We start from the raw sequence: 25,143 nt of genomic DNA, 5'->3' as shown, positions 1-25,143 counted from the left end.
AGGCTCCTTCACTGGTCGGCCGATGGCGCCCGGCCGGGCGCGGCGGCTCCACGTTCGCCGCCCGCGCCCACGCCGGCCAGTGCCGTCCCCGTCACTAGGACCGGCAGTACCCAGGCTGATCCGGCGCCGCGCGGCGAGAATGCACCCATGGCTACCTCCCGCTCCGACTTCGCCGCGCTGCTGCGCGCCTGGCGCGACCGCCTCGCCCCTGCCGACGCCGGCTTCACCCCGAAGGCGAGCCGCCGCGCCCCGGGGCTGCGCCGCGAGGAGCTCGCCGAGCTGGCCGGGCTCTCCGTCGACTACATCCTGCGGCTGGAGCAGGGACGCGCGAAGCACCCCTCGGACCAGGTCGTGGGCGCCCTCGCCCGCGCGCTCCAGCTGTCCCGCGCCGAACGCGACCAGCTGTACCGGAGCGCCGGGCTGCTGCCGCCGCGGGACGGGACGGTCAGCTCCCACGTGCCCCCGGGCATCCAGCGGCTCGCGGCGCGCCTGGGCGACGTCCCGATCGGGGTGTTCACCGCCGACTGGACCCTGGTGTGGTGGAACGCCATGTGGAGCGCCCTGCACGGCGACCCCACCGTGCTCCCGGCCGCCGAACGCAACCTCGCCCGCGCCCTGTTCGGCACCGGTGCCGCCCGCGACCCCGTGCTCCGCGTCCGCCCCGAGCGCGGAACCGACACCTTCGAAACCTCGATCGTGGCCGACCTGAAGGACGCCGTCTCCCGCTACCCCGCCGACGCCCGGCTCGCCCGTCTGGTGCGGGAACTCCGGGCGGAGTCCGAGGTCTTCGACCGTCACTGGGCCACCCGGGCGACCGCCGCCCAGCACACCTCGGACCGCAAGACGATCCGGCATCCGGAGATCGGCGACATCCTGCTCGACTGCGATGTGCTCATCGTCCCCGGCGCGGATCTGCGCATGGTCACCTACACGGCGGCGACCGGAACCGGCGACGCGGGCAAGCTGGACCTGCTCCGCGTCACCGGCCCCGGCCGGGCGTCCGGGTCAGGACGCGGGCAGCTCACCTCGGACCGTACGGGCCGCGGTGACCAGGTTCTCCAGTGAGGCGCGGGTCTCCGGCCAGCCGCGGGTCTTCAGCCCGCAGTCGGGGTTGACCCACAGCCGCTCGGCCGGGATGGCCTTGAGTCCCGTCCGCAGCAGTTCGGCCGCCTCCTCCGCGCCGGGCACCCGCGGCGAGTGGATGTCGTACACCCCGGGCCCGGCCTCGCGCGGATAGCCGTGGGCGGCGAGCTCGCGGGCCACCTGCATATGGGAGCGGGCGGCCTCCAGGCTGATGACATCGGCGTCGAGGTCGTCGATCGCCTGGACGATGTCGCCGAACTCGGCGTAGCACATATGGGTGTGGATCTGGGTGCCGGGGCGTACGCCGCCGGTGGTGAGCCGGAAGGCCTCGGTCGCCCAGGCCAGATAGGCGGGCCGGTCCGCGGTGCGCAGCGGCAGGGTCTCGCGCAGCGCGGGCTCGTCCACCTGGATGACCGAGGTCCCGGCCGCCTCCAGGTCGTTCACCTCGTCGCGCAGGGCGAGCGCCACCTGGCGGGCGGTCTCGCCGCGGGGCTGGTCGTCGCGGACGAAGGACCAGGCGAGCATGGTGACCGGCCCGGTGAGCATGCCCTTGACCGGGCGGTCGGTGAGGGACTGCGCGTACGCCGTCCAGCGCACCGTCATCGGCTCGGGGCGCGCGATGTCACCGGCCAGGATCGGCGGGCGGACGTAACGGGTGCCGTAGGACTGGACCCAGCCGTGCTGGGTGGCGAGGTAGCCGGTGAGCTGTTCGGCGAAGTACTGGACCATGTCGTTGCGCTCGGCCTCGCCGTGCACCAGCACATCCAGGCCGGTCTTCTCCTGGAAGGAGATCACCTCCCGGATCTCGGCCCTGATGCGCTCCTCGTACCCGGCCGTGTCGATCCGGCCCGCGCGCAGGTCGGCGCGGGCGGTGCGCAGTTCGCCGGTCTGCGGGAAGGAGCCGATGGTGGTGGTCGGCAGCAGCGGCAGCCGGAGGTGGGCGCGCTGGGCCGCGGTGCGCTCGGCGTACGGCTGGGAGCGGCGGGCGTCGGCCTCGGTGACCGCGGCGGCGCGGGCGCGGACGGCCGGGTCGCGGGTGATGGGGGAGCCCGCGCGGGAGGCGATATCGGCCCGGTTCGCGGCCAGCTCGGCGGCGATCGCGCCGGTGCCGCGGGCCAGGCCCCTGGCGAGGGTGACGATCTCCGCGGTCTTCTGCCGGGCGAAGGCCAGCCAGCGCAGGATCTGCGGTTCGATGTCCCGCTCGGCCGTCGTGTCGAGGGGGACGTGCAGCAGCGAGCAGGAGGCGGCCACGTCGACCCGGTCCGCCAGGCCCAGCAGAGTGCCGAGCGTGGCCAGGGACTTCTCCAGGTCGTTGACCCAGATGTTGCGGCCGTTGACGACACCGGCGACCAGCCGCTTGCGGGGCACCCCGCCGACGGCGGCCAGCGCGTCCAGATTCGCCGCGGCGGCCTCCGTGAAGTCCAGCGCCAGCCCCTCGACCGGGGCCTTGGCCAGCACCGGCAGCGCCTCGCCGAGGCGGTCGAAGTACGAGGCGACCAGCAGCTTCGGGCGGTCGGCGAGGGCGCCGAGGTCGCGGTAGGCGCGGGCGGCCGCGTTCAGCTCCGCGGCGGTGCGGTCCTGGACCAGAGCGGGCTCGTCGAGCTGCGCCCACTCGGCACCGGCCGCTCGCAGATCGGCCAGGACCTCGGCGTACACCGGAAGCAGCCGGTCCAGGAGGGTGAGCGGCTCGAAGTCCGCGGGCGCGCCGGGCGCGGGCTTGGCGAGCAGGAGGTAGGTGACGGGGCCGACGAGGACCGGCCGCGCGGCCGGTCCGAGGGCGAGGGCCTCCTTGAGCTCGGCGACCTGCTTGGCGGAGTCGGCGGTGAAGACCGTGTCCGGGCCCAGCTCGGGGACCAGGTAGTGGTAGTTGGTGTCGAACCACTTGGTCATCTCCAGCGGCGCCACGTCCTGTGTGCCCCGCGCCATCGCGAAGTACCCGTCGAGCGGGTCGGCGGCGACCGCGTCCCGGTGGCGGTCGGGGATGGCGCCGACCATGACGGTGGTGTCCAGCACATGGTCGTAGTACGAGAAGTCGCCGGTGGGGACCTCGTCGATGCCCGCCCCGGCCAGCCGGCGCCAGTTGGCGCGGCGCAGTTCGGCGGCGGTGGCCCTCAGCGCGTCGGCGGTGACGCGGCCCTTCCAGTAGCCCTCGATCGCCTTCTTCAGTTCCCGGTTCGGGCCCTGGCGGGGGTAGCCGTACACGGTGGCCCGTGCCGCCGCGGCCGCGGACTTGGTGGTCACGGAGATCTCCTTCGCGAGATGGATCCCTGAGGTCCCGGCGACGGGAGGAGGGCGCGAAGGGTGACGGACCGGACGCCACGACGTCGCGCGGCAGGCGCGCGGTCGTCCGCCTGGTGCATGTTCGCCGACCCGCCCTCGAGGTCACCGGGATGTCCGCGCACGGGTGGTCCGTACGCGGGCAGATGGCAGGTCTTCGGACTCACGGGCGCGCCCTCCTCAGGAGGACACCTACTGGCCGTCGCTTCCCAGGTCCTCTCACCGGACCCAGTGCGTATGACGGCGGTCGTTCCCGCTCACCGCTGCGGGGCAGTCCCGGATTCCCACCGGGTTCCCTCTTGCGACGCGTCCCGCCTGGCGGACGGGGCGAACCAGCTGCACCGGCCAGCCTACGGCATGGGAAACCCCCGGCCGCCTCGGCCGGGGGTACCGCTCCTCACGGGCTCGTGGAGCGGGGGGTCAGCACGAGCTGGAGTCCGACTGGCCCACCAGATTGACCGGGACGGTGACGAAGGAGAACTGGTTGCTGGCGCATACGCCGGGGAAGGTCGTGGTCGTGCTGCTGGTGTTGTCGACGGTGACATCGGGGCCGTCCTCCGCGACGGCACCGGTCGCGCCGACGGCGAGGGACGCGGCGGTGAGAGCGAGCGTGGACAGGGCGGTCAGGGCGGCGGTCCGCATACGCATGGGAACTCCTTGCTGGGGATGAGCGGCCGGGAATGACCGGCTTCGCATGCATGGTGCCCCTTTGTCGGGCGGACCGCGGCCCAACGTCCCCCCAATGGGGTAACGCGTCACCCGCTGTCACGTCATGCACCTTGCCGTTCCAGCCGGCCCGGCCACACTGAAGGGAAATCGCCGGGTAATCGCGGGGCGCCATCGGCGCGCATGCCGATGTTTCCGCGATTACCGGGCATTTCCCGTCCCCTCGTTAGAGTCGGCCCTCACTGCACTGCGGGCCGACCCTGCGAGGTTTACTGAGCGATGGCATATCCGATGGCCGGGGCCGATGGCGTGCCCGCGAGACCGCATTTTCCCGAGGTCGAACTCGACGTCCTGGACTACTGGGAGAAGAACCACATCTTCCAGGAGACCGTGGCGGCGCGGAAAGCCGAGGACGCCGAAGAATTCGTGTTCTACGACGGGCCGCCGTTCGCCAATGGCCTGCCGCACTACGGCCATCTGCTGGCCGGTTACGCGAAGGACGTGGTGCCGCGCTATCAGACCATGCGCGGCCGCAGGGTCGAACGGCGCTTCGGCTGGACCTCGCACGGGCTGCCCGCGGAACTCGACGCCGAAAAGCAACTCGGCGTCACCGCCAAGTCCGATATCGAGCGCATGGGCGTCGAGCGGTTCAACGAGGTGTGCCGCACGACGGTGATGCGCTATACCGGCGAATGGCGCGACTACGTCAATCGGCAGGCCCGCTGGGTCGATTTCGACGAATCCGTCAAAACCCATGACCTGGACTACATGGAGAGCGTCATGTGGGCGTTCAAGACCATGTGGGACAAGGGGCTCATCTATCAGGGACATTCGGTTTCCTGGTATTGCGCGCACTGCGAGACCCCGCTGGCCAACGCCGAGAGCAGCGGCCGTATCGACGGCAGCGACACCCACCGCGAGGTGCCGGGCACCACCGTGGTCGTGGGCGTGCCGCTGGACGGCGGCGAGCTGCTGCTGGTGGAGTCCGAGCAGCCCTGGGCGCTGCCGGGCGCCACGGCGGTGGCCGTGCACCCCGAGGCCGAGTACGCCGTGGTGGAGCGCGGCGGGCGGCGCCTGGTGGTGGCGGCCGAGCGGCTCGACGCCCACGCCGATCTGGTGGGTGGCGGCCCTGTGGTCGCCCGGCACAGTGGCGCCGAGCTGGCGGGCCGCCGCTACACACCGCTGTTCGACTTCTCCGCCACCGCGACCGCCACTGCCCCCGCCACCGCCTCCACCACCGCCGACGACGACAGCCATGTCGTGGTGGCGGAGCGCTTCGTGGACACCGGCGAGGGCACCGGCGCGGTGGCCGTCACCCCGTGTTTCGACGAGCGGGACCACGCCCTCGCCACCGAGGAGGGCATCGGCCGGACCTACCCGGTCGACTCCGCCGGCCGCTACACCGACGAGGTGCCACCGTGCGCCGGAGCCCCGGTGCTGGAGTCCACCGAGACCGTGCTCCGCCTGCTGGAGACGGGCGGCGCGCTGCTGAGCAGCCGGCCGCACACCCGCTCCCGGCCGCACTGCTGGCGCTGCGGCACACAGCTGCTGCAACACGCCATCGCCACCTGGTTCGTCGCCGTCACCCGGCTGCGCACCCGGATGCTCGAACTCAACGAGCGGATCAGCTGGACCCCCGAGCATGTGCGCGACGGCCAGTTCGGCAACTGGGTGCGCGGCGCCAAGGACTGGAACATCTCCCGCAACCGCTACTGGGGCGCCCCCATCCCGGTGTGGGTGTCGGACGACCCGGCCCACCCCCGGGTCGATGTGTACGGCTCGCTGGACGAGATCGAGCGCGACTTCGGCGTACGGCCGGGCGATCTGCACCGTCCGTACATCGACGAGCTGACCCGCCCCAACCCCGACGACCCGTCGGGCCGGTCGGTGATGCGGCGGGTGCCCGAGGTGCTGGACTGCTGGTTCGAGACCGGCTCCATGCCGTTCGCGCAGGTGCACTACCCCTTCGAGAACGCCGAGTGGTTCGAGCGCCACTCCCCGGGCGACTTCGTGGTCGAGTACTACGCCCAGACCCGCGGCTGGTTCTACAACATGCACGTCATGTCGACCGCGCTGTTCGACCGCCCGGCCTTCGCCAACTGCACCGTCCTCGGTGTGGTGCTCGGCCACGACGGCCAGGCCATGTCCAAGGCGCGCAACAACTACCTCGATGTCAACGACGTCTTCGCCCGCGACGGCTCCGACGCCATGCGCTGGTTCCTCATGAGCTCACCTCTGCTGCGCGCCCGGGACCTCGAGGTCACCGAGGCCGGCAGCAGGGAGGCCCTGCGCCAGGTGCTGCTGCCGCTGTGGAACGCCTGGCACTTCCTGACCCTGTACGCGGGCGACACCGAGGGCCGGATCCGCACGGACGCCGGCCATCCGCTGGACCGCTATCTGCTGGCCAAGACCCGTGACCTGGTCGAGTCGGCCACCCGCGCGATGGACGACTACGACCTCTCGCGCGCCTGCTCCGCGCTGCGGGACCACCTCGATGTGCTGACCAACTGGTACATCCGCTGCTCCCGCGACCGGTTCACCGCCGGAGACCGCGCGGCCGTGGACACCCTGCACACCGCGCTCGAAGCGCTGTGCCGGCTGATGGCACCGCTGCTGCCGCTCATCACCGAGCGGATCTGGCGCGGGCTGACCGGTGGCCGGTCGGTGCACCTGACCACCTGGCCCTCGGCGGAGGAGCTGCCGTCCGACCCGGAGCTGGTGCGGGTGATGGACCGGGTGCGCGAGGTCGCCTCGACCGCGCTCGGCCAGCGCAAGAGCCACCGGCTGCGGCTGCGGCTGCCCCTGGCGCGGCTGGTGATCGCCGACCCCGACGCCCCCGCGCTGGAGCCCTACACCGGGCTGCTCCGCGATCAGCTCAACGTCAAGGACGTCCGGCTCACCACCGATGTCTCCGCCCACGGCCGGATGCGGCTGACCGTCGACCCCCGCAAGTGCGGCCCCCGCCTCGGCGGGGCGGTGCAGGAGGTCATCCGCGCCGCCGCCACCGACGACTGGACCACGGACGAGGACGGCAACGTCGTGGCGGCGGGGCGGGAGCTGCTCGCCGGTGAGTACGAGCTGCGGCTCGCCGCCGACGGACCGGGCGCCGTCGCCGCGCTGCCCGGCGGAGCGGGGCTGATCGTGCTCGATGTCGAGGTGACCGAGGAACTGGCGGCCGAGGGCGCGGCACGCGACCTGGTGCGCGTGGTGCAGCAGGCGCGCCGCGCGGCCGGCCTCGAGGTGTCGGACCGCATCGCGCTGAGCGTCGAGCTGCCCGACGCGGTGGCGGCACGGATCCGGGCCCATGACGCGCTGCTGAAGGCCGAGACCCTGGCCGAGCGCCTGACGTACGGCCCCCTCGCGGACGCCGGTCACGAGGGCGTCATCGGCGACGGCACCGCGGTCCGGGTGCGCATCGACAGGCTCTGACCCGGCCCTGACCCGGCTCCGACCCTGCTCCGACCCTGCTCCGACCCGGCTCCGACACAGGAAGAGAGAACGGATGACCCGTCTAGAAGGGCTTGTGAGCGCACAGGCCACGCGAACACCGGAAGCGGACGCGGTCGTGTTCGGCCCGACCCGGCTGACCTATCGAGAGCTGGACGAGCGGTCCAGTCAGCTGGCCCACGCGCTGCGCACCGGCGGGCTGCGCCCGGACGACCGAGTGTGCGTACTGGCGCCCAAGGGCCCGGACGCGGTGGTGTATCTGCTCGGTGTGCTCAAGGCCGGTGGCGTCTGTGTGCCACTGGACACGGCGTCGCCGGCGGACCGGCTGGTGTCCATCGTGAACCAGACCGGGCCGTGCCGGATCCTCGCCGACCGGCGGCGGACCCCACTGGCCACCGAGGTGTCGGACGCGACGGCGCCCGGCGCGGTGGTGGGCCTGTGCCTGCCCGAGGGGGACGCCACCGGCCCCCTTCCCACCGTCACCGCGGCCGATGTCGCCTCGGCGCCCACGACCGTGCCGGAGCCGGCCGGTGGCGCATCGGGGGTGGCGTATGTGCTGTTCACCTCCGGCTCGGCGGGTGAGCCCAAGGGCGTACCGCTCACCCACGCCGCCATCATCCACTTCGTGACCTGGGCCAACGAACACTTCGGGCTCAGGTCGGACGACCGGATCTCCTGCCATCTCCAACTGCACTTCGACGGTTCGCTGTGGGATGTGTACGGGCCGCTGATCTGCGGCGCCGAGCTGCATCTGGTGCCGCCGGAGGCGAGTCTGCTGCCCACCACGCTGGCCCAGTTCATCCGCGACGCACGGCTCACCCAGTGGCTCTCGGTGCCGTCCGTGCTCAGCGCGATGGCACGCCACGAGGTGGTGGAGAAGGACGACTTCCCGCATTTGCGCCGGGTGTTGTGGGGCGGTGAGGTGTTCCCGCCCACGGATGTGGAGTACTGGATGCGGCGGCTGCCCCATGTCACCTTCACCGGCTTCTACGGCACCACCGAAACCACCATCGCCAGTTCGTACTACACCCTGACCGAGCTGCCCGACGAGGCGCTTCCGGTCGGCCGGGCCATCCCCGGCGAGTGGCTGGAGCCCGTCGACGACCAGCTGCGCCCGGTCGCCCCCGGCGAGGTGGGCGAGATGGTGATCGGCGGCGCGGGGGTCAGCCCGGGCTACTGGCGCGACCCCGAGCGCACCGCGGCCTCGTTCATCGAACTTCCCCCCGGCTCTGGGCGGCGCGCGTACCGCACCGGCGACCTCGGCAGCCGGGACGCGGACGGGCTGCTGCGCTTCCACGGCCGCGCCGACCGCCAGGTCAAGGTCAACGGCTACCGCGTGGAGCTGGACGAGGTGATGACCGAGCTGCACTCACTGCCGGAGATCGCCGCCGCGGCCGTGGTGGCGGCGCCGAGCCGCACCGGATCCCCGCTGATCTGCGCGGCCTACGCCCTGACCGCCGGTGTCTCGCTGACCACGGCACAGGTGAAGGCCCGCCTCGGGAGCAAGGTGCCCGGGTACATGCTGCCCACGCGCTGGCTCGCGCTGGAGTCGCTGCCCGTCAACGCCAACGGCAAGACCGACCTGCGCGCCCTCCAGCAGCGCTTCACCGCCGACGAGGCCGTCCCCGGCGGTGGTGGCGGCGCGTGACCGAGTTCTCCTTCACGGGCTGCACGGCCCGGGACCGGCTGGAGATCGCGGACTTCCAGGACTCGCTGTGGCGCGGCGGACGCCGCGCCAATCTGGCCTACATGGACTGGAAGTACGCCACCAACCCCCACCTCGACGACCGCTACGTCACCCTCGCCCGCGAGGGGGACGAACTGGTCGGCATGGTGGGGGTCTTCGGCGCGTGCTGGGAGGTGGCGGGGGAGCGGTTCATGCTGCCCTGTCTGACCGACACCGTGGTCGCCCCCCGCCACCAGGGCAGTCCGCTGTTCCGGATGCTCACCGACGAGGTGGTGGCGCGGCTGCGCGCCGACGGGGTGCCCTGGCTGCTGGACTTCGGCGACCAGGGGGCCGGCCCCGCCATGCTGATGAACGGCTGGCGCCCGATCGGACCCTGGGCGCAAGCGGTGGTCGAACGGGAGAAGCCACTGGTGGCCGACCGGCCGTGGCACGAGCTGCCCGCCACCCGGGGGACCAGGTCCGGCCTGACGCTGCGTCCGGCGCCCGCCGTGGCCGCGGAGGCGATGGCGGGGCTGGTGGCCCGGCTGCCGGGCGGCGAAGGCCCGCGTCCGGTGCGGGACGCCGCGTACTTCCGCTGGCGCGCCGCAAACCCACTGGCCCGCTACTTCCATCTGGTGGCCGGTGACGGACCCGTCGAGGGCTATCTCATCGGGCACCGCTCGGGCGTCGACACCGACGACGGCGAGACCCCGACGACCATCGTGGACTGCGAGGCCACCTCCGACGAGGTGTTCGCGGACCTGGTGGAGGCCGCCCTTGCGTGGCTGCCGGGCGCCGAGGTGCTGATGTGGACCCGCGATCTGTCCGCGGTACGGGTGGCGGCGCTGCGCGCGCTCGGGGCCGAACTCGACGAGCCCACGGGCCTGTTCACCCGCGATATGTACCTCCCCGGTCTGATGGTCCGCGCGACCGGCGCCGAGATGCCGCCCGCGCTGCGCCACCTCGACCGGCCGGACGGCTGGAATCTGAGCGGGGTGTCCGGCCGCGCCTGGCGTTGACATCGGCTGACCCGTCCCGACGGACGAAAGCGCCGCTCGCCCCCTTCCGGGAGGCGAGCGGCGCTTTCGTCGCAGCTCTACGGAGTGAGCCGCCGCGTGGCCCGCCGCAGGCGTCAGCGGCTGGGGCGCAGCTCGAAGAGCAGACCGCCGGGCGGCCGGTTGAACTCCTGGACCGCCTCGCACTCCCAGCCCGAGGCGTCGAACGCGGCCATCCAGTCCGAACGCGTCGGCAGCGTCACGCCCATGAGCGCGTGGGCGAACTCGAAGCCCAGGGTGAAGATGGGCGTGTGCGGCCCGGGCGCCACCTCGCTGCGCACCACATCGCACAGCAGGAACCGCTCCACATCGGGGAAGACCTCGCGGATCCTGCGCAGCACCGTCACACACTTGTCGTACGGCCAGAAGTCATGCCCCATGAACACGCAGGTGACCACGTCGATCCCGGCGAACTCGGGCAGCTGGGGCAGCGCGTGCACATCGCCGTGGTGCACCGAGATCCGGTCCGCGAGACCGGCCTCGGCCACGGAGGCCCCGGTCAGCTCCACGGCCGCGGGCGCGATGTCCACTCCCACGCCCCGCACACCGGAGTGGTTGCCCGCGATGCGGATGAGCCGCTGGCCGGAGCCGCAGCCCAGGTCGCACACGGCGCGGGGCGGCTGGTCGGCGAGGATCTTGTCGAAGCGCAGCTCGACCTCGACATCGCCGATCATCCGGGAACTCACCGCGACGGCCCGCATGTCCCGGTGGTAGAACTCGCCGTGCCGGTTGCGCTCCAGCGCGACCTGCGGCGCCCGGCTCGTCAGCTCGCCGTTGCCACCGGCCAGCCAGTAGAAGTAGCCGCGGTCGAGGTAGGCCGCGTCGAAGCCCGGCCCCGGGCGGGCGGACCGGTCGTCCAGCACGACGATCCCGGCCCACTCCAGGGGCAGCAGGATGCCGCGGAGCACGGCGGGGTCGATCCGGTCCGCGCCCTCCTGACGGCCGTCGAACCGGATCTCGCCGCGGTCCTTGAGGTCGTCGAGCAGCCCGAGTTCCACGGCGGCCGACAGCGCGGAGACGGCCACGGACGCACTGAACAGGGAGTCGGTGCTCCAAGTGGCGGTACGAGTGGCGGTAGGAGTGGGGGTGAAGTGCGGTGTTGTCGTCATCACTGCTCCTTGGGTGGTGAGGGGGGGCCGGCGGTCGATCACTTCTGCTCGAGGGGCTTGCGGGCGCGGTAGATGGTGCGGCAGGGGACGGGGGTCAGGGAGCACGAGCCCGAGTCGCATTTGACGTAACGCTGCTCGAAGTCGTGCTCGGCCGGGACGAGGCCGGCCGCCTCCAGCGCCCCGGCCACCTCGGCGTCGTCGTACTCCCAGCTGCGCAGCGTCTGGTCCACCCGCTGGGCGGACATCCCGGTGCCGAAGACACCGGAGACGCGCAGCATCCCGGTCCGGGTGCCGTCGTCCCAGACGCCCCGCTTGACGATGACCGCCTCGTCGTCGTCGGTCAGGGTGACGTTGTTCCAGTGGCGGAAGTGGGATCCGGCGTAGAGGTCGAAGACGAACTCGCCGCCGGGGAGCAACGCGTCATACACCGAGGTGAAGCACTGGGTCAGCTCCGCCACCGAGCCCAGGTGGTTGAGCGCCCCGTCCAGGCTCACGCAGGCGGCGGCCCGGCGCGGGGCGCGGAAGCTCCGGGCGTCGGCCTCGACCAGCGTGAGTGTGTCGTTCTCCACGGCGGGTGCGAGCTTCTTGCGCGCGATGTCCAGCATGGCGCTCGACCCGTCCACGCCGGTGGCCCGCCAGCCCGCCGCGAGGAAGACCGACGCCGTGACGCCCGTGCCGCAACACAGGTCGATCACCGAGCGCTCCGGCAGCCCCTGCCGGTCCAGGTGGTCGGCGAGCCGGGGCGAGAAGGCGTGCACCCATCCCGTGTACCGGCTGTCGAAGAAGGCCGCGAAGCCGTCGCTGTAGTAGTAGTTCGCCATGGTGAGCCTCCGTGGGCCGCGGTGTGAAGGAAGGTGGATGGGGAGCCGGTCGCTCAGCCGGCCGGGTGGGCGCGCAGCGCCGGGGCGACATGCCGGGCGAAGAGTTCGAGGGTCTGCCAGTCGACCGGTGGGCGGGCGCCGAGCAGGAAGTCGCGGACGCCCAGCTCCAGATAGGGCCGCAGCCGCTGCACGCACTGCTCGGGCGTGCCGAAGACCAGATACTCCGGCCACACCGGCGAATCGGGGCCCACCCGCTCCAGCAGCCGCTCCTTGCGCTCCAGCGCCTGCCGCTCGTCCTCGGCGAGGATCGCCCGGAACGTCACCGACTGGCGGACGGTCCCGGGGTCGCGGCCCACGGCGGCGGCGTGTTCGGCCAGCTTCCGGACCTTGCGGCGGTAGGTGTCCGGGGTTCCGGCGAGGGTGTTCCAGATGTCGGCGTGTTCCGCGACGATCCGCAGCATCCGCCGCTCGCCCTCGCCACCGATGACCAGGGGCAGCCGCCGCTGGAGGGGGCGCGGCGCCAGATGGGCGTCCGCCAGCCGGAAGTGTTTCCCCGCGAAGGTGGCCGGTCCGCCGGTCCACAGCGCCCGGAGCACCTGGCATGCCTCGTCCAGCATGTCCAGCCGGGTCCCGGCACCGGGGAAGTCGATGCCGTACTGGTCGTAGGCCAGATCCGCACCGGCCGCGCCCATCCCGAACTCAAGGCGCCCGTCCGAGACATGGTCGATGGTGGCCGCGGTGGCGGCGGCCAGCGCCGGGTGCCGCCAGGTGACCGCCGAGACGAGCACGGCGCAGCGGATCCGGCTGGTGCGCGCGGCGAGCGCCGCGAGCAGCGACATGCCCTCGAAGCAGGGGCCCGCCGGGCCGCCCATGGGCGGACGGAAGTGGTCGAAGAGCGACACCCAGTCGTATCCGAGCTCCTCGGCCGTCTGCCACAGCTCCAGCGCCTCGGCGAAGGCCGGGTACTGCTGGCCCGAGTGGACGCCCACCCGGACGGCGTCTCCGTGGATCCGCATGGTCAGCCGGCCTGCGGTGCGCACAGCGTGCGGACCGTGTCGGTGAGGGTGCGGATGGTGCGGAACACCTCGGGGCTGACCGCGTCGTCGGGGAACCGGAAGGTGAAGGTCTCCTCCAGGTCCACGATGAGTCCCGCCACCCCGAGCGAGCTCACCCCGAGGGACGACAGCTCGGCGTCCGGGTCCAGGGCGGTGGCCGGTGGCGGCGCCTCCGCGCGGCGCCGCACGGCCTCCGCCACGGAAGCCATGAGTGGGTCCATGTACGCGATACCTCCTGTGGATCGGGCCCGATGGGCGGGCGTCGGCTCAGTGGGCCGAGAAGTGATGAACGGTGCGATGGCGGTAGGTCTCGCCGGGGTCGAGCCGCACCGGGGGGTAGTCGGCGCGGTTGGGCGCGTCCGGCAGCGGGCCGGCCTCCAGACAGATGCCGGAGCGCCGCCGCCCCGCGAAGCCGTCGGCCGAGTACACCCCCACCGCGGGCTGGTCGGTGACCACGCGCATGGCGCGCCCCGAGGCGGGGTCGTACAGCCGCGCCGCCCAGTCCGGGCCGTCCAGGACGAAGCAGTTGTCCAGCCGCCGGTCGCCGATCGGCCTGGGCTCGCGGTGGTCCAGCGGGCCTCCGGTGAGGTCCGCCGGCGGCCCCGGGAGGGGGATCAGCTCGTCGTCGAAGACCACCGCGCGGGTGGCGTTGAGCGCGAGCAGATGGCCGTCGATCCGTCCGGCGCCGGCCAGGTTCCAGTAGGCGTGGTTGGTGAGGCCCACGATGGTGCTGGCGGTGGTGGTGGCCCGGTATTCGAAGGTCAGCGTCCCCTCGCGGGAGACCTGGTAGCGGACCTCGGCGGACAGCGCGCCCGGGTAGCCCTGGTCGCCGTCCGGGCTGTCCAGGCGCAGCCGCAGCGACAGCGCACCGTCCGCGCGCTCCGCCTCGGCCCGCCACACATACCGGTCGAAGCCGAGGGCCCCGCCGTGGATGTGGTGGTCGCCGTCGTTGCGGTCGAGGTGGTGTTCCACCCCGTCGAGCCGGAACCGGCCGCCCGCCACACACCGGCAGTAACGGCCCACGGTGGAGCCGACATACGGATTGGCCGCCCGGTCCTGGTAGCCGTCGAGGTCCGGGAGGCGCACCACCACATTGCCGGTGCGGCCGTCCCGGTCGGGGACCAGGACCTCCACGAGCTGCGCCCCGTAGGTCCACACCACCACGGCCAGGCCCTCGCCGGTGTCCAGGGTGTAGGCGTCCACATCGGTCGGCCCCTGGCCGCGGTGGCCCGCGGTGGTGCCGACCCTCTCCCGCCGGATCGTCGCGCCCATCAGCCCTCCCGGTCCGGGCCGGAAGCCGTCGTGCGGAGCGTCTTCTGAAGGTGGACGCGGCGGCTGCCGCCCTCCTCGCCGAGCGTGGGCCCGTACTGCCGGAACCCCAGGATGTCCAGCAGTAACCGGGTCTGGCGCAGATCCGGATTGGCCTCCGAGCGCAGTACGTCCGCACCGGCACGCGCCGCCTCCTCGATGGCGTGGCGTACGCACCGAAGCCCCACCAGCGACCCGTCCGCGAGCCATTCGGGCGCCACCGCCAGCCGGGAGAGGTGGATCGGCCGGTCCGCGTGCGGATACACCCCATCGGCCACGGTGAACGGCCGGTCCCAGGTGAGGGTGAACATCCCGGCGGCGCGCGTGCCGTGGCGCAGCAGCCGCACCGAGCCGGATCGCACCCGGGCCTCGGTGGTCTCCGGGCGGCGCCGGGGCGCGGGGGTGCCGGAGGCGGCCGCCTGGTGGGCGTCGCACGCGCACAGCAGCGTGTGCGCCTCAACGGGGTCGCGGCTCACCTCCCACCGCCACCCGGCCGTCGTCGTCTCCTCGGCCAGGAGCCGGGTCTCCGCCATCGCTCAGCTCCTGCCCACGCGTACGGTCACGGTCTTGGGGCGCTGGTACTCGGTGAGCGCCAGCACGCTCATGTCCGTGCCGTGTCCCGAACTGCCGCGTCCGCCGTGGGGGAGTTCCGCGGTCTGCTCCAGATGGCAGTTGACCCACACCTCCCCGGCGTTGATCCCTCCGGCCAGCTCCAGGACCTCGTCCGTACGGCTGCCCCAGACGCTCGCGGCGAGGGCCTGCGGCACCGAGTTGGCCAGGGCCAGGGCCTCGGCGTGGCCGTCCGCCGCCTGCACGGTGAGCACCGGCGCGAACACCTCCTCCAGCACCGCGGGATCGTCCGGCGGCAGATCGGCGAGGACACGGCCGGGCCGCCAGTGGCCGCCCTCCTCGCCCGGGGGCGGGGCGAGCGGGGCGATGTGCTCGATGCCCGCCGCGCTCCGGCCGACGATCCGGTCGTAACGGGCCGCCTGGTCCGCGTTGTTGAGCGGACCGAAATGGACCCCCGCGCGGCGGTCGGCCATCGCCTTGGCCAGCCCCTCGACGGTCTCCAGGTAGTTCTCCCGGAGGGTGATGACCCGGGCGGGGGCGGCGCAGCTCTGCCCGGCGTTGTAGGTGGCGGTCCGTACGAGCGCCTCATAGGTATCCGGCGGGGCGTCCGGCAGCACCAGCGCCGGGCAGTTGCCGCCGAGCTCCAGGCTGACGCGGCGCAGACCGGCCCGGGCGACGATGTCGCGGCCGCCCGCCTCGCTGCCGGTGAACGCCACCGCGTCGATGTCGCTCTCCACCAGCAGCCGGCCGGTGTCGCGGTCGCCCGGCACGGTCAGCAGGACACCGGGGCCCAGGGTCGTCGCCGCGTCCCGCGCCAGGAGCAGCGCGGTGTCCGGGGTGGTCAGCGCGGGCTTGAGGACCACCGTGTTGCCGGTGGCCAGCGCGGGCCCGATGCGCCACGCGGCCATCATCAGCGGGTAGTTCCAGGGGACGATCACCCCGATGACGCCCAGCGGCTCCCATCGCACCCAGCTCTCCCGGCCGGGCAGATAGTGTCCGCCCGCGGGCGAGATGTCGGCGCGCACCGCGCCCGCGTAAAAGCGCAGCAGATCGGCGCAGTTCTCCACCTCGCCCGCCGCCTCGGCCGCGGGCTTGCCGGTGCCCGCCCGCTCGGCCTCGGCGTACTCGGCGGACCGCTCCTCGATCAGATCGGCGAAGCGGAGCAGTCGCCGCGCCCGGTCGCGGGGCGCTAGCGAGGCCCAGGAGGCCGCGGCGGCGCGGGACTCGGCCACCGCGGCCGCCACCTCCGGCTCACCACTCAGCGCGATCCGCCGTCGCTCGTGTCCGGTGCGCGGGTCGGTCAGCACCGTCTCGGCGACGGCGGGGCCCTGCTCGGCGATGGCGGGGTCCTGCCTGGCGATGGCCGGGCCCTGCTTGGCGGCCACGAAGGCGGCGATGCGTTCGGCGGTGCGGAAGCTGTCCGGGGACAGGTCGGCGGCGGTCACACCGATGCCGAACTCCTTCTCCATCGCCACGAACAGATTCATGAAGCCGATGGAATCGAGCAGACCGGTCTCGATCAGATCGGTCCCCGGTGGCGGCGGCTCGATCTGGAGGACCGCACACAGCAGGTCCGTGACGCGGGAGGTCATCCCGGAGTCGGTGTTCATGGGGCACTCCTGGGGCTGGGCGGGGAGGTTGCGGGGGCCGGGCGCGGGTGGCCGGTGGCGCCGTCCCGCGCCGTGGCGGCCAGCCCGTCGGCGAGTTCCCGGCGGAGGACCTTGCCGGTGCGGGTCCTCGGGATGGCGTCGAACAACTCGATCCGGCGCGGCAGCACCGCGGGCCGGAACGCCGCGGCCAGCGCGGGCAGCACATCGGGCGGGCCGTCGGCGCCGGGCACCGGCACGACCGCCGCCACGATCTCCTCGCCCAGGAAGCGGTGCGGAAGCGCGGCACACGCGGCGTCCCGCACCCGGGGCACGGCGCGCAGCACCCGGTCCATCTCGTCCAGGGAGACGGTCTCGCCCCCGACCTTGGCGATGTTCTTACGGCGTCCGGTGACGACGACGAACGACTCCGGGCGGTCCGGGTCGGCCACCTCCATCCCCAGGTCCTGGGTGTGGAACCAGCCGCCCGCGAACGCCTCGTCGGTCGCGGCCGCGTTGGCCTCGTAGCGGGACATCACATTGTGGCCGCGCACACAGATCTCGCCCACCTGCCCGGGGGCCGCCCGCTCGCCCTCCGGGGTCAGCACCGCCACCTCGTTGCCGAACAGGGCCGTGCCGATGGTGGGGATGTCGGTGTCGAGCATCAGCCGCCGGTAGGTGTCCTCGGACAGCTCGGCGGGGAGCGTGGTGGAGAAGTTCACCGTCTCGGTCAGCCCGTAGCCCTGGAGCACCCGGGCGCCGAAGCGGTCCCGTACGGCCCGTGCGGTGCGGGTGGTCAGCGGTGCGGCGGCCGAGACGAAGTACCCGAAGTCGGCAGGGAGTTCGGGCGCCCGCCACGTCTCCAGCAGCGCCTCCAGCACACTGGGCACCACGCTGGCGATCCGCGGCCGGAACCGCTGGAGCAGCCGGGGGTGGCGCAGCGGGTCGAAGCCGTCCGCGAGCAGCACATGGGCACCGGCCGCCAGGACGCCGAGGACGGTGAAGTGCAGACCGTTGACATGGTGGACGGGCAGGCAGCCCAGCAGCCGGTCACCGGGGCGCAGCCCGTGGTGGCGGCGGAGCGCCTCCGCGTTCACGGCCGCGTTGTAGTGGGACTGGGCCACCAGTTTGGACGCCGCGGTCGATCCCGAGGTGGCGAAGAACAGGGCGTCCTGATCCGGGTGGAGCTCCGGCTCCGCGGCGTCGCCCTCCGGCTCCGCCAGGGTCCGCGGATCGGGGAGGACGACCGCCTCCGGCAGCGCCTCGGCGGACACCGACGGCGGCCGGAGCACCAGCCGCGCCCCTACGGCCTCGGTCTGCTGCCGTCGGCGGTCGGCCGGGTCCTGCGGGCCGAGCAGCAGCAGGGGGCAGCCCGCCCGCAGCACCCCGAGGACGGCCACGATCGAGGCCGGGTCGTTGACCGGGGCGAGGGCCACGGTCTGTCCGGGCGCCACGGTCTGTCCCGGCGCCACCTGGAGCTCGGCGCGCAGCCATCGGGCCAGCCGCCGGCTCAGCCGGTCGGCCTCGCCGTAGCTGAGGGTGGTGAGTTCACCGTCGTCCGCCACGGTGGTCAGGAAGGGGGCCCCGCCCCGGGTCCCGGCGTGGTGCGCGAGCCAGGACACCAGGGTGGGGTGCGGGGTCAGCCGGTCCTCGGAGGGGATGCCACGGTAGGTGTGGGCCAGTTCGGCGTCGGTGCGTGGCGCGGAGACCGCGCCGGTGGGGGATGGCGAGCCCATCGCTCACCCGAACCGGTGGGGGGAGTGGGTGCAGCCCTTCGCCGCGAGCTCCTCGCCGCTGGTGGCCCGGATGTCGCACAGCCGGCAGGTGATCTCCCCCAGCTCGCCCAGCAGCGCCGCGTACGCCGTCAGCTCCTGCCGGTCCGGGCTGTCCAGGCGGCGGTGTGGCGCGCCCACGGAGAGGATCATGTGGTCGGTGACCGCGCCCACCGCGTGGGTGACGGCCCCCTGGACCATGTACACCTGACCGGGCCGGGTCCGTACGATCTCACCGGCCACCGCGATCGTCCCGGTGCCCGCGAGCACGAACAGCAGATGGTCCCCGGGGTGGGTGTGGGGCGCGAAACCGCTGCCCGCCGGGACATGGAGGATGTCGGCCCCCACATGTCCGCTGGACACCAGGGAGTGTCCGGTGGCGGCGGCCGTCTTCATCACCTTCGTCGGGCCGGGCTCGACCGTGATGCCGAGTTGCTGTGTCGAGCCGTCCAGGCCCAGATCCTCGGCCCAGTCGCAGATCAGCAGCGGGCCGGGCGGGGTCTCGGGCGCCTCGGGGCGCTCCTCGGCGGACAGCGCGTCGGCCTTGGCGCGGCCGAAGACCGAGAGCAGTTCGAGCGATTTCGCCTTGCGCTCGGCGGGGTCGAGGTCGTGCAACTCCTCCGTCAGCAGGGAGATGATCTGCTGGGTGGACAGGTCGGTGGACAGGTCTTCCGTCGTGGTCCGGGTCACGGTGTCTCTCCGCGGTGTCGGGGGGTGGTCGGGGTCGGACGGGGCAGGTCGGCCAGGAACGGCGCCCGTCCCAGGTGTTGGGCCAGATGGCAGGCAAGAGGGGCGGCGAACACGTGGTAGAGCAGGGGCGAGAACTCCTCGCGCACGCGCCCGGTCACCGGCAGCGCGGCCCAGCCGAGCCGGGTGACGCCGGGGTCGTCCTCGGGCGCCACGGTGATGACACGCCGTCCGAGCGCCGCCGCCCGCGCGGCCACTTCGGCGGCGTGCCCGTACGTGCGCCCCGGCGCGGCCGCCACGATCACGGGCGCCCCGGGCGGCCGGGCGAACCGCTCGACATGGCACCACTCCTCCAGGTCCTGCCCGGTGGCGAAGACGCCGGAGGTCTCGATCACCTTGGCGGCCGCGAAGAGCGCGGTGCCGTGGGAGGGGCCGCTGCCGAGCACGCTCAGCACGGCCGCGTCGGCGATGCGCTCGGCGATCCCGGGGCACCGGGACCGGGCCGCCCCGGCGGTCGCCTCGACCGGTCCGGCCAGCGCGGTCAGTTCGCCGCGCAGCGCGTCCGCCTCCTGCCCGGTGAGGCGGCCGCGCAACACGCCGAGACGTATGGCGATCAGCAGCAGGCCCAGCACACTGGCCTGGTAGGTGCGCACACCCGGCGACCGCTCGGTGTCCGGCAGGTCGACCAGCAGGGTGTCATCGGCCGCCCGCGCCACCGGGCTGTCCGGCGTTCCGGTGACCGCGAGGGCATGCGCCCCGCCCTCCCTGGCCCCTTCGGCCGACCGCACGACGAGCGGGGTACGGCCCGACGCGGAGACCGCGAGCGTGAGTTCATTGCGCGGCGGGCGGCCACCACCGAGCCCGGGGTGGTCGGCGGGGCGGCTGCCAGGGTGGTCGTACTCCACGAACCGCAGCGCGTTCACCGGGCGGCAGTCCACCCCGGCCAGCGTCGTGAAGGCCATTCGCACGGCGCAGGCGGCGTGGTAGGAGTCGCCGTCGCCCACGATGCTGACGGTGTCCACCGCCGCCCACCGCGCGGGCAGCAGGGTACGCACCCGCTCGTCGAAGGGCCCGGTGCGCTCGCGGAGGTCCCCGGCGAGGGCATCGGTCTGACGCAGCATCACCGCGGGGTCCAGGGGCGGCGGTGGCGCCTGGATTCCGGCTCCGGCCCGCGGGTTCGGATCGCTTCGGCCGGTCACCGCTCGAGCCTCCGTACGATGTCCACGTACTCCGCCACCCGGTCGCGGTCGATCTCGCCGCCCCAGCCGTCGCGCTCCAGGCAGGTGCCCACGAACGCCCCGTCCGCCGCGGCCATCAGCCGTGCGGCGTTCTCGTGGCGGGTGTGTCCGGCCAGGATCACGGGCAGGCCGGGGACGGCCTCGCGCACCGAGGCGATCATCCCCAGCGCGGTGTCCTCGTCCGGGTGGCACAGCGACACCGCGTCGGCACCGACGGCCTTCGCCGCGCGCGCCACCTCCGCCGTGGACTTCTGCCCGTCGGGCCACCGGAAGTGCATCGAGTCGATCTCGGCGATGATTCTGACGTCGTCGGCGCCGATGCGGCGGCGGTAGTCCATCACCGCCAGCGGATCGGCCCGCACCATGCCGTGCGCGGTGAGGGTCTGCCCCACCAGGGCGCCCGCGCGGATGTGGTCGCCGCCCGCCACCTTCGCCACCGCCAGGGACGCCTTGAGGGCGTTGCGCATCAGCTGCACACCGATGTGGAACCGTTCGCCGGTCGCCTCGGCCACCGCACGCGTGATCAGGCCCATCGCCACCGTGCGCGCCGGGTCGGACTCCTCGTCGACGGTGTACACCCGGTCCACGGTCTGGATCAGGCAGCCGTCCGCCCCGCCCTCGTACAGCGCCCGCGCGGACCGCACGGCGGTGTCGAGGATCCGGGCGAGGGAACCCTCCTCGTGGAAGGGGGTGCCGGGCAGCGGTGACAGGTGCACCATGCCGAGGACCAGCTTGCGGCCGCCCGCGGTCAGCCATCCGTCCATGGGTCAGCCTCCGTGTCCGGGGGCGGCGTGGCTGCGCAGCCGGTCGAGGGCGGGGGCGAGCTCGTCCCACGGCCGGGACGTGGTGACGCGCACGACGCCGCCGGAGAGACAGAAGGTGAGGATCCCGGGGAAGACCGAGACGCCGGTCTCCCGCAGGACGTCGCGGAAGCACCGGTAGGAGTCGTCCCAACCGGGCAGCTCCACCGCGGTGTTGATGGAGAAGCGCGGCGGAAGCACCCGGCCGGGGATCTCCGTCAGCCGTACGGTGGCGGCGTCCCGCAGGACGGTAAGATCCTCGGCCCGGCGCAGCCGCTCGACGCGATAGCCGCGGTAGGCGTTCCGCAGCCGTTCCAGGTCGATGTCGTACGAGGACTCGAACTCCTTGGCCTCGGCCGGACCCGGTGTTTCGACGCCCGTGATGAGCCACCGCTCCAGACGGGCGAGCACCTCGATGACCGTGTAGAAGAACGAGGGCGGGCCGCCGAAGGAGGACGACGCGTACTCGTAGTACTCGTCGATGAACGTCGGATCGGCCAGGAACCACCCGGCCTTCAGCCCCGGCGCCGACCAGGTCTTGGAGAGGCTGGACACCCGCACCACCTGGGGCGCCGCCCGGTCCGCCGACCGCTTCTCGTAGTCCCCGAGCCACTCGTGGCACTCGTCCAGCACGATCACCGTGGACGGCGAGGCGGCGCGGATCAGCCGGACGAGATCGGCCTCGGCCACGGCGGCGCCGGTCGGATTGCCCACCGTCTGGAGCATCACCAGCGGGGTGTCCGGGGTGAGCGCGGCGATGAGCGGCTCGAGGGAGGTCTGGCCGCCCTCGGAGGCCAGGGGCACCAGCCGCACATCGTGTCTGCGGGCTATCGTCTCCACCAGCGGCGGGTAGTTGGGGATCGCGCACAGCGCCGGTGCGGTGGGCCGCGCGCCGCCGTGCAGCACGAAGTCGGCGAGCGTGCTGATGGCGAAGGTGCCGCCCATGGTGATGGCCACGTTCTCGGTGCCGTAGCGCGCCCCCTCGACGCGGGCGTTCTCGTACGCGGCGATCGCCTCGCGCGCCGGGACCCGGCCGCGTGAGTCGGAGTAGCCGTACCAGTCCCGGTCGAGGGCGTAGCGGACGCACTCCTTCAGGCTCTGCGGCAGCCCCCACCGCTCCTCGTCGATCGACCCGCTGGAGAGGATGTAGCGGGCGCTGTCCCGCAGCTCGCCGTAGAGGTCGTCACGGAAGAACCAGTTGAACAGCTCCTTGACGAAGCGGACGGTGGCGCGGGAGGAGAGCACCTCCTCGGCCTCGACGGACCGGCGCGGCCTGCTGGCACGCCAGGTCTCGGCGAGCGCCGGGCGCAGGGCGTTGCCACCGAGCTCGTGCTCGATCCGTCCCAGCCACAGGTCCCGCAGCTCCAGCGGGTCGTGGGGGTCGCGGGCCCGGGCGTAGACCTCCAGGACACGGTGGTCGACACCGGGTGTGAAGACATCGCGGATGCCACCGGGACGCGGTGGGCGCGCCGCGGTCTCGCGCGCGTCCGGCGGGGCGTGACACGGACGCGGAGACGGTACGGATTCGAAGAGTTTCATGCGTTTCCCCGAGTGGGCCGCCCCTGGGGGCGAGCGTGAACGGATGGCATGGGCGGGACTTTCGAAACGCGCCCTACACGACGCGCAGGCGCTTGAGGTGCCGCTGCCGCGCCTCGGGCGTGGCCGAACCGCTGGTTCTCCCGTGGAAGAAGTAGGTGTTGTCGATGACGACGAGCAGCCCGCGCCGCCACTGGAGCCCCCGCGCGTACTCGGGCGCGTACATGGCCGCCAGCAGCTCGCGGAGCGCGTCGCCCACGGCGGTGGCGTCCTCCTCCGGCCCCTCGTACGACCACCGGAGCGCATCGGCGAGGAAGTCGCGGAAGGAGAACACCCAGCGGTCCCCGACCCGCCGGGCGATCGTGGGAACGCCGGGGCGGTCGCGGTACCGGGTGCGTGAGAGCACGGCCAGCGTCTCCGGGGACAGCCGGCGCGCCACCTCCCGCATCGGCACGAGCACCGTCCTGGCGCCCTGCGCCGCGTCCCCGGGGGCGAGGCACATCAGCACGATGTAGCGCGGCTGGGTGTCGACGGGGGCGCCACTGCTCTCGGTGTGCAGCGAGAGGTGGTTGACGGCGAAGGGCTGCAAGGACACGTCGTCGGTGCGGGCGTGCTCGCTGCGCAGGTTGAGGATCACCTCCCGCTCCACGTACGGCGCGACGGCCGGGTCCCGTTCGGGCATGGCCGTGCCCAGGAACGCGCCGAGCGCGGTGAACCGGTCGTCGGTCAGGGGCTCGTCGAGCTGGATCGCGGCCAGGCCACGGCTCCACAGCTGCTCGGACACCTCCGCGTGGAGGGCGTCACGCGGCCCGGCCGTCAGATCGGGCCGGGGGCGGCCGGTGACATCGGCCAGCGGGACGCCATTCCCGAGCAGCCGCTCGCGCGGTGCGAGGTGCGGATCGGCCGGGTCGGCCAGGAAGGTGCCGTGGGCGGGCCCGTCCCCGGCGCCGCGCACCGGGGGCCGGGCGGGGGAGAGGGCGGATCGATGTTCCATCGCAGTGCTCCTTGGGGGGTCAGCCGCTGTGGGCGAGCCGCGGGGCGCGGGTGCGCTCGGCCCAGCCGACGACCGGCTTCATGGCCAGGCCGGCGAGGATGAACAGGCCGCCGAGCAGCAGCCAGCCGAAGGCACCGCCCTGGAGGACGGTGGCGGTGAGAAAGGTGGGCGCGATCATGGCGGAGGCCGCGTAGCCGGAGAAGAAGAACCCCTGGTACTGCCCCTGCTTGTCCGATGGCGCGAGGTCGAACCCGATGACCCAGGCACCGGCCGACAGCACCATCTCCCCGTACACATGCACCGCGCCGGCCAGCAGCAGGAAGGCCACGGCCGTGGCCACGCCGTCCGCCGACGAGGCCGCGAACAGCACACACGCGGCGCACAGGACGAAACCGGCCTGCCGGACGGCCCGTACGGCGAGCGGAAGTTCGGACACCCGCTTGGCGATCCGCACCTGGAACGCCACCACGTTCGCCGTGTTGAGCAGGAACAGGGCCGTCACCATCCAGCGGGGCGCGTCCGTATGACCGGCGATCCACAGCGGCACCACGATCTCCAGCAGCACCGCGTGCAGGGACAGCACCGCGCTCAAAGCGGTGACCAGGGCGAAGGGCCGGTCGCGCAGAACGGCGAGCCGGGGCTGCCCGGCGCCGCCCGGTGCGGCGGCCACCGGCGCCACCTTCGGCAGGGCGGTCAGCACGGCCGCGGCCACCAGGAAGGAGAGGGCGTCCAGTACCAGGACGGTACGGAACGCGGCGGGCGAGTCCAATTGCAGCGCGATGCCCGCGAATCCGGCGCCCACCGCCACGCCCACATTGGTGATCGCGCGCAGATAGGCCCGGGTCTCCACCAGGTCCGCCCCGCCCAGGGTGCCCGCCACGGCCGTCTGGAGGGCCGCCCGGCCGCCGCGCTCCAGCACCACGAACAGACATGCCGACACGGTGAATTGGGCGAAGGAACCGACGGCGAGATATCCGGCGGCCGCCAGCCCGTTGAGGGCGATCAGCAGCGCCGCCGTCTCGCGCCCGCCGTGGCGGTCGGCCATATGCCCCAGCGGAACTCCGGCGAACAGCCCCACCGCTCCGGCAATGGTCAGCCCGAGTCCCAATTGGGGCACGGAAATTCCGACCACCGTGGTGAAATAGAGCGCTGAACACGTCATGAAGGCGCCCTGTCCCATGGTGAGGAAGAGGGTCGCCAAGGCCAGCACGCGTCCCGGCCCCGAAGCGGGGAGAAGTCGATTCAGCACGCGGACAACTGTAGGGATCGGACGGAATTCGCCGGGAACTGTGAAAACGGCGGCGGCGGTTGGGGAAATGACCGCGCGATGACCGGAGCTTTCCCCGGGCCGTCGGTCCCCGGGGCCCGCCGGGGCCCGGGCGGAGCCGGGCCGGTCACGGGCATTCCCCCTGGTGCGGCGGCCCGGTTGTTGTATGTTGCCTGCTGCCGCATGCCGAGGAAGCGGAGTGGGAG

20 protein-coding genes and 1 riboswitch are annotated in these 25,143 nt (G+C 73.0%); of the genes, 4 read left to right on the top strand and 16 right to left on the bottom strand.

The window, feature by feature from the left end; all coding sequences use genetic code 11:
* Window positions 1–147 precede the first annotated feature (147 nt).
* Window positions 148–1,065 (top strand): helix-turn-helix transcriptional regulator, encoded by a 918-nt coding sequence (locus tag ACT2CW_RS21305; protein WP_445517831.1) that lies wholly within the window; start codon window positions 148–150, stop codon window positions 1,063–1,065.
* On the opposite strand, the gene metE is transcribed toward ACT2CW_RS21305, so the two are convergent.
* Window positions 1,006–3,324, bottom strand: coding sequence for a 5-methyltetrahydropteroyltriglutamate--homocysteine S-methyltransferase (gene metE, locus ACT2CW_RS21300; protein WP_445517830.1), 2,319 nt, complete (start codon window positions 3,322–3,324; stop codon window positions 1,006–1,008). The two genes, ACT2CW_RS21305 and metE, sit on opposite strands and share 60 nt — an antisense overlap.
* A gap of 167 nt (window positions 3,325–3,491) precedes the next feature.
* A riboswitch (cobalamin riboswitch) is annotated at window positions 3,492–3,712 on the bottom strand.
* A gap of 68 nt (window positions 3,713–3,780) precedes the next feature.
* Window positions 3,781–4,008: a hypothetical protein gene (locus ACT2CW_RS21295; RefSeq protein ID WP_445517829.1), complete on the bottom strand. Its 228-nt coding sequence runs from the start codon at window positions 4,006–4,008 to the stop codon at window positions 3,781–3,783.
* 297 nt (window positions 4,009–4,305) lie between these two features.
* Between ACT2CW_RS21295 and ileS the strand changes: the two genes are divergently transcribed.
* The 3 genes from ileS (at window position 4,306) to ACT2CW_RS21280 (ending at window position 10,158) form a co-directional block, all read left to right on the top strand.
* Entirely contained in the window at window positions 4,306–7,455 is a 3,150-nt protein-coding gene (ileS, locus tag ACT2CW_RS21290) for an isoleucine--tRNA ligase (protein ID WP_445517828.1), read from the top strand.
* 73 nt (window positions 7,456–7,528) lie between these two features.
* The gene (locus ACT2CW_RS21285; protein ID WP_445517827.1) at window positions 7,529–9,121 is read left to right on the top strand and encodes an amino acid adenylation domain-containing protein; all 1,593 of its coding nucleotides are present in this window, start codon (window positions 7,529–7,531) and stop codon (window positions 9,119–9,121) included.
* Window positions 9,118–10,158, top strand: a complete 1,041-nt coding sequence (locus ACT2CW_RS21280) for a GNAT family N-acetyltransferase (protein WP_445517826.1) — start codon at window positions 9,118–9,120, stop codon at window positions 10,156–10,158. Before ACT2CW_RS21285 ends, ACT2CW_RS21280 begins: the two co-directional genes overlap by 4 nt.
* A gap of 113 nt (window positions 10,159–10,271) precedes the next feature.
* Here ACT2CW_RS21280 and ACT2CW_RS21275 read toward each other — a convergent pair whose 3' ends face one another.
* From ACT2CW_RS21275 to ACT2CW_RS21210, 14 genes are all read right to left on the bottom strand, one after another.
* Window positions 10,272–11,303, bottom strand: coding sequence for a class I SAM-dependent methyltransferase (locus ACT2CW_RS21275; protein WP_445517825.1), 1,032 nt, complete (start codon window positions 11,301–11,303; stop codon window positions 10,272–10,274).
* Window positions 11,304–11,341: 38 nt separating this feature from the next.
* On the bottom strand, window positions 11,342–12,124 hold the full coding sequence (locus tag ACT2CW_RS21270) for a class I SAM-dependent DNA methyltransferase (protein WP_445517824.1): 783 nt from the start codon (window positions 12,122–12,124) through the stop codon (window positions 11,342–11,344).
* A 53-nt stretch (window positions 12,125–12,177) separates the two neighbouring features.
* Window positions 12,178–13,164, bottom strand: a complete 987-nt coding sequence (locus ACT2CW_RS21265; protein ID WP_445517823.1) for an LLM class flavin-dependent oxidoreductase — start codon at window positions 13,162–13,164, stop codon at window positions 12,178–12,180.
* On the bottom strand, window positions 13,143–13,388 hold the full coding sequence (locus ACT2CW_RS21260) for a phosphopantetheine-binding protein (protein WP_164424105.1): 246 nt from the start codon (window positions 13,386–13,388) through the stop codon (window positions 13,143–13,145). Before ACT2CW_RS21260 ends, ACT2CW_RS21265 begins: the two co-directional genes overlap by 22 nt.
* A 58-nt stretch (window positions 13,389–13,446) precedes the next feature.
* Window positions 13,447–14,451 (bottom strand): aldose epimerase family protein, encoded by a 1,005-nt coding sequence (locus tag ACT2CW_RS21255; protein WP_164424107.1) that lies wholly within the window; start codon window positions 14,449–14,451, stop codon window positions 13,447–13,449.
* Window positions 14,451–15,020 carry a hypothetical protein gene (locus tag ACT2CW_RS21250; RefSeq protein ID WP_445517822.1) on the bottom strand — a complete coding sequence of 190 codons (570 nt, stop codon included), beginning with the start codon at window positions 15,018–15,020 and terminating at the stop codon, window positions 14,451–14,453. Before ACT2CW_RS21250 ends, ACT2CW_RS21255 begins: the two co-directional genes overlap by 1 nt.
* A gap of 3 nt (window positions 15,021–15,023) precedes the next feature.
* Window positions 15,024–16,667, bottom strand: coding sequence for an aldehyde dehydrogenase family protein (locus ACT2CW_RS21245; protein WP_445517821.1), 1,644 nt, complete (start codon window positions 16,665–16,667; stop codon window positions 15,024–15,026).
* Window positions 16,664–18,379 (bottom strand): class I adenylate-forming enzyme family protein, encoded by a 1,716-nt coding sequence (locus ACT2CW_RS21240; protein ID WP_445517820.1) that lies wholly within the window; start codon window positions 18,377–18,379, stop codon window positions 16,664–16,666. Before ACT2CW_RS21240 ends, ACT2CW_RS21245 begins: the two co-directional genes overlap by 4 nt.
* 3 nt (window positions 18,380–18,382) lie before the next feature.
* The gene (locus ACT2CW_RS21235; RefSeq protein ID WP_445517819.1) at window positions 18,383–19,105 is read right to left on the bottom strand and encodes a cupin domain-containing protein; all 723 of its coding nucleotides are present in this window, start codon (window positions 19,103–19,105) and stop codon (window positions 18,383–18,385) included.
* Window positions 19,102–20,301, bottom strand: a complete 1,200-nt coding sequence (locus tag ACT2CW_RS21230; RefSeq protein ID WP_445517818.1) for an SIS domain-containing protein — start codon at window positions 20,299–20,301, stop codon at window positions 19,102–19,104. Before ACT2CW_RS21230 ends, ACT2CW_RS21235 begins: the two co-directional genes overlap by 4 nt.
* Window positions 20,298–21,104, bottom strand: coding sequence for a BtpA/SgcQ family protein (locus ACT2CW_RS21225; protein WP_445517817.1), 807 nt, complete (start codon window positions 21,102–21,104; stop codon window positions 20,298–20,300). Before ACT2CW_RS21225 ends, ACT2CW_RS21230 begins: the two co-directional genes overlap by 4 nt.
* A gap of 3 nt (window positions 21,105–21,107) precedes the next feature.
* Complete coding sequence (locus ACT2CW_RS21220; protein WP_445517816.1) at window positions 21,108–22,679, bottom strand: pyridoxal phosphate-dependent aminotransferase; 1,572 nt, start codon at window positions 22,677–22,679, stop codon at window positions 21,108–21,110.
* A 73-nt stretch (window positions 22,680–22,752) separates the two neighbouring features.
* Window positions 22,753–23,670 carry a TauD/TfdA family dioxygenase gene (locus ACT2CW_RS21215; protein WP_445517815.1) on the bottom strand — a complete coding sequence of 306 codons (918 nt, stop codon included), beginning with the start codon at window positions 23,668–23,670 and terminating at the stop codon, window positions 22,753–22,755.
* 19 nt (window positions 23,671–23,689) lie between these two features.
* Window positions 23,690–24,919 carry an MFS transporter gene (locus ACT2CW_RS21210; protein ID WP_445517814.1) on the bottom strand — a complete coding sequence of 410 codons (1,230 nt, stop codon included), beginning with the start codon at window positions 24,917–24,919 and terminating at the stop codon, window positions 23,690–23,692.
* Between the last annotated feature and the right edge of the window lie 224 nt (window positions 24,920–25,143).

The sequence above is a fragment of the Streptomyces sp. NEAU-174 genome (assembly GCF_052665095.1).
Note: the sequence above shows the minus strand (reverse complement) of the source record. Positions and strands in the feature narration are given on the sequence as shown.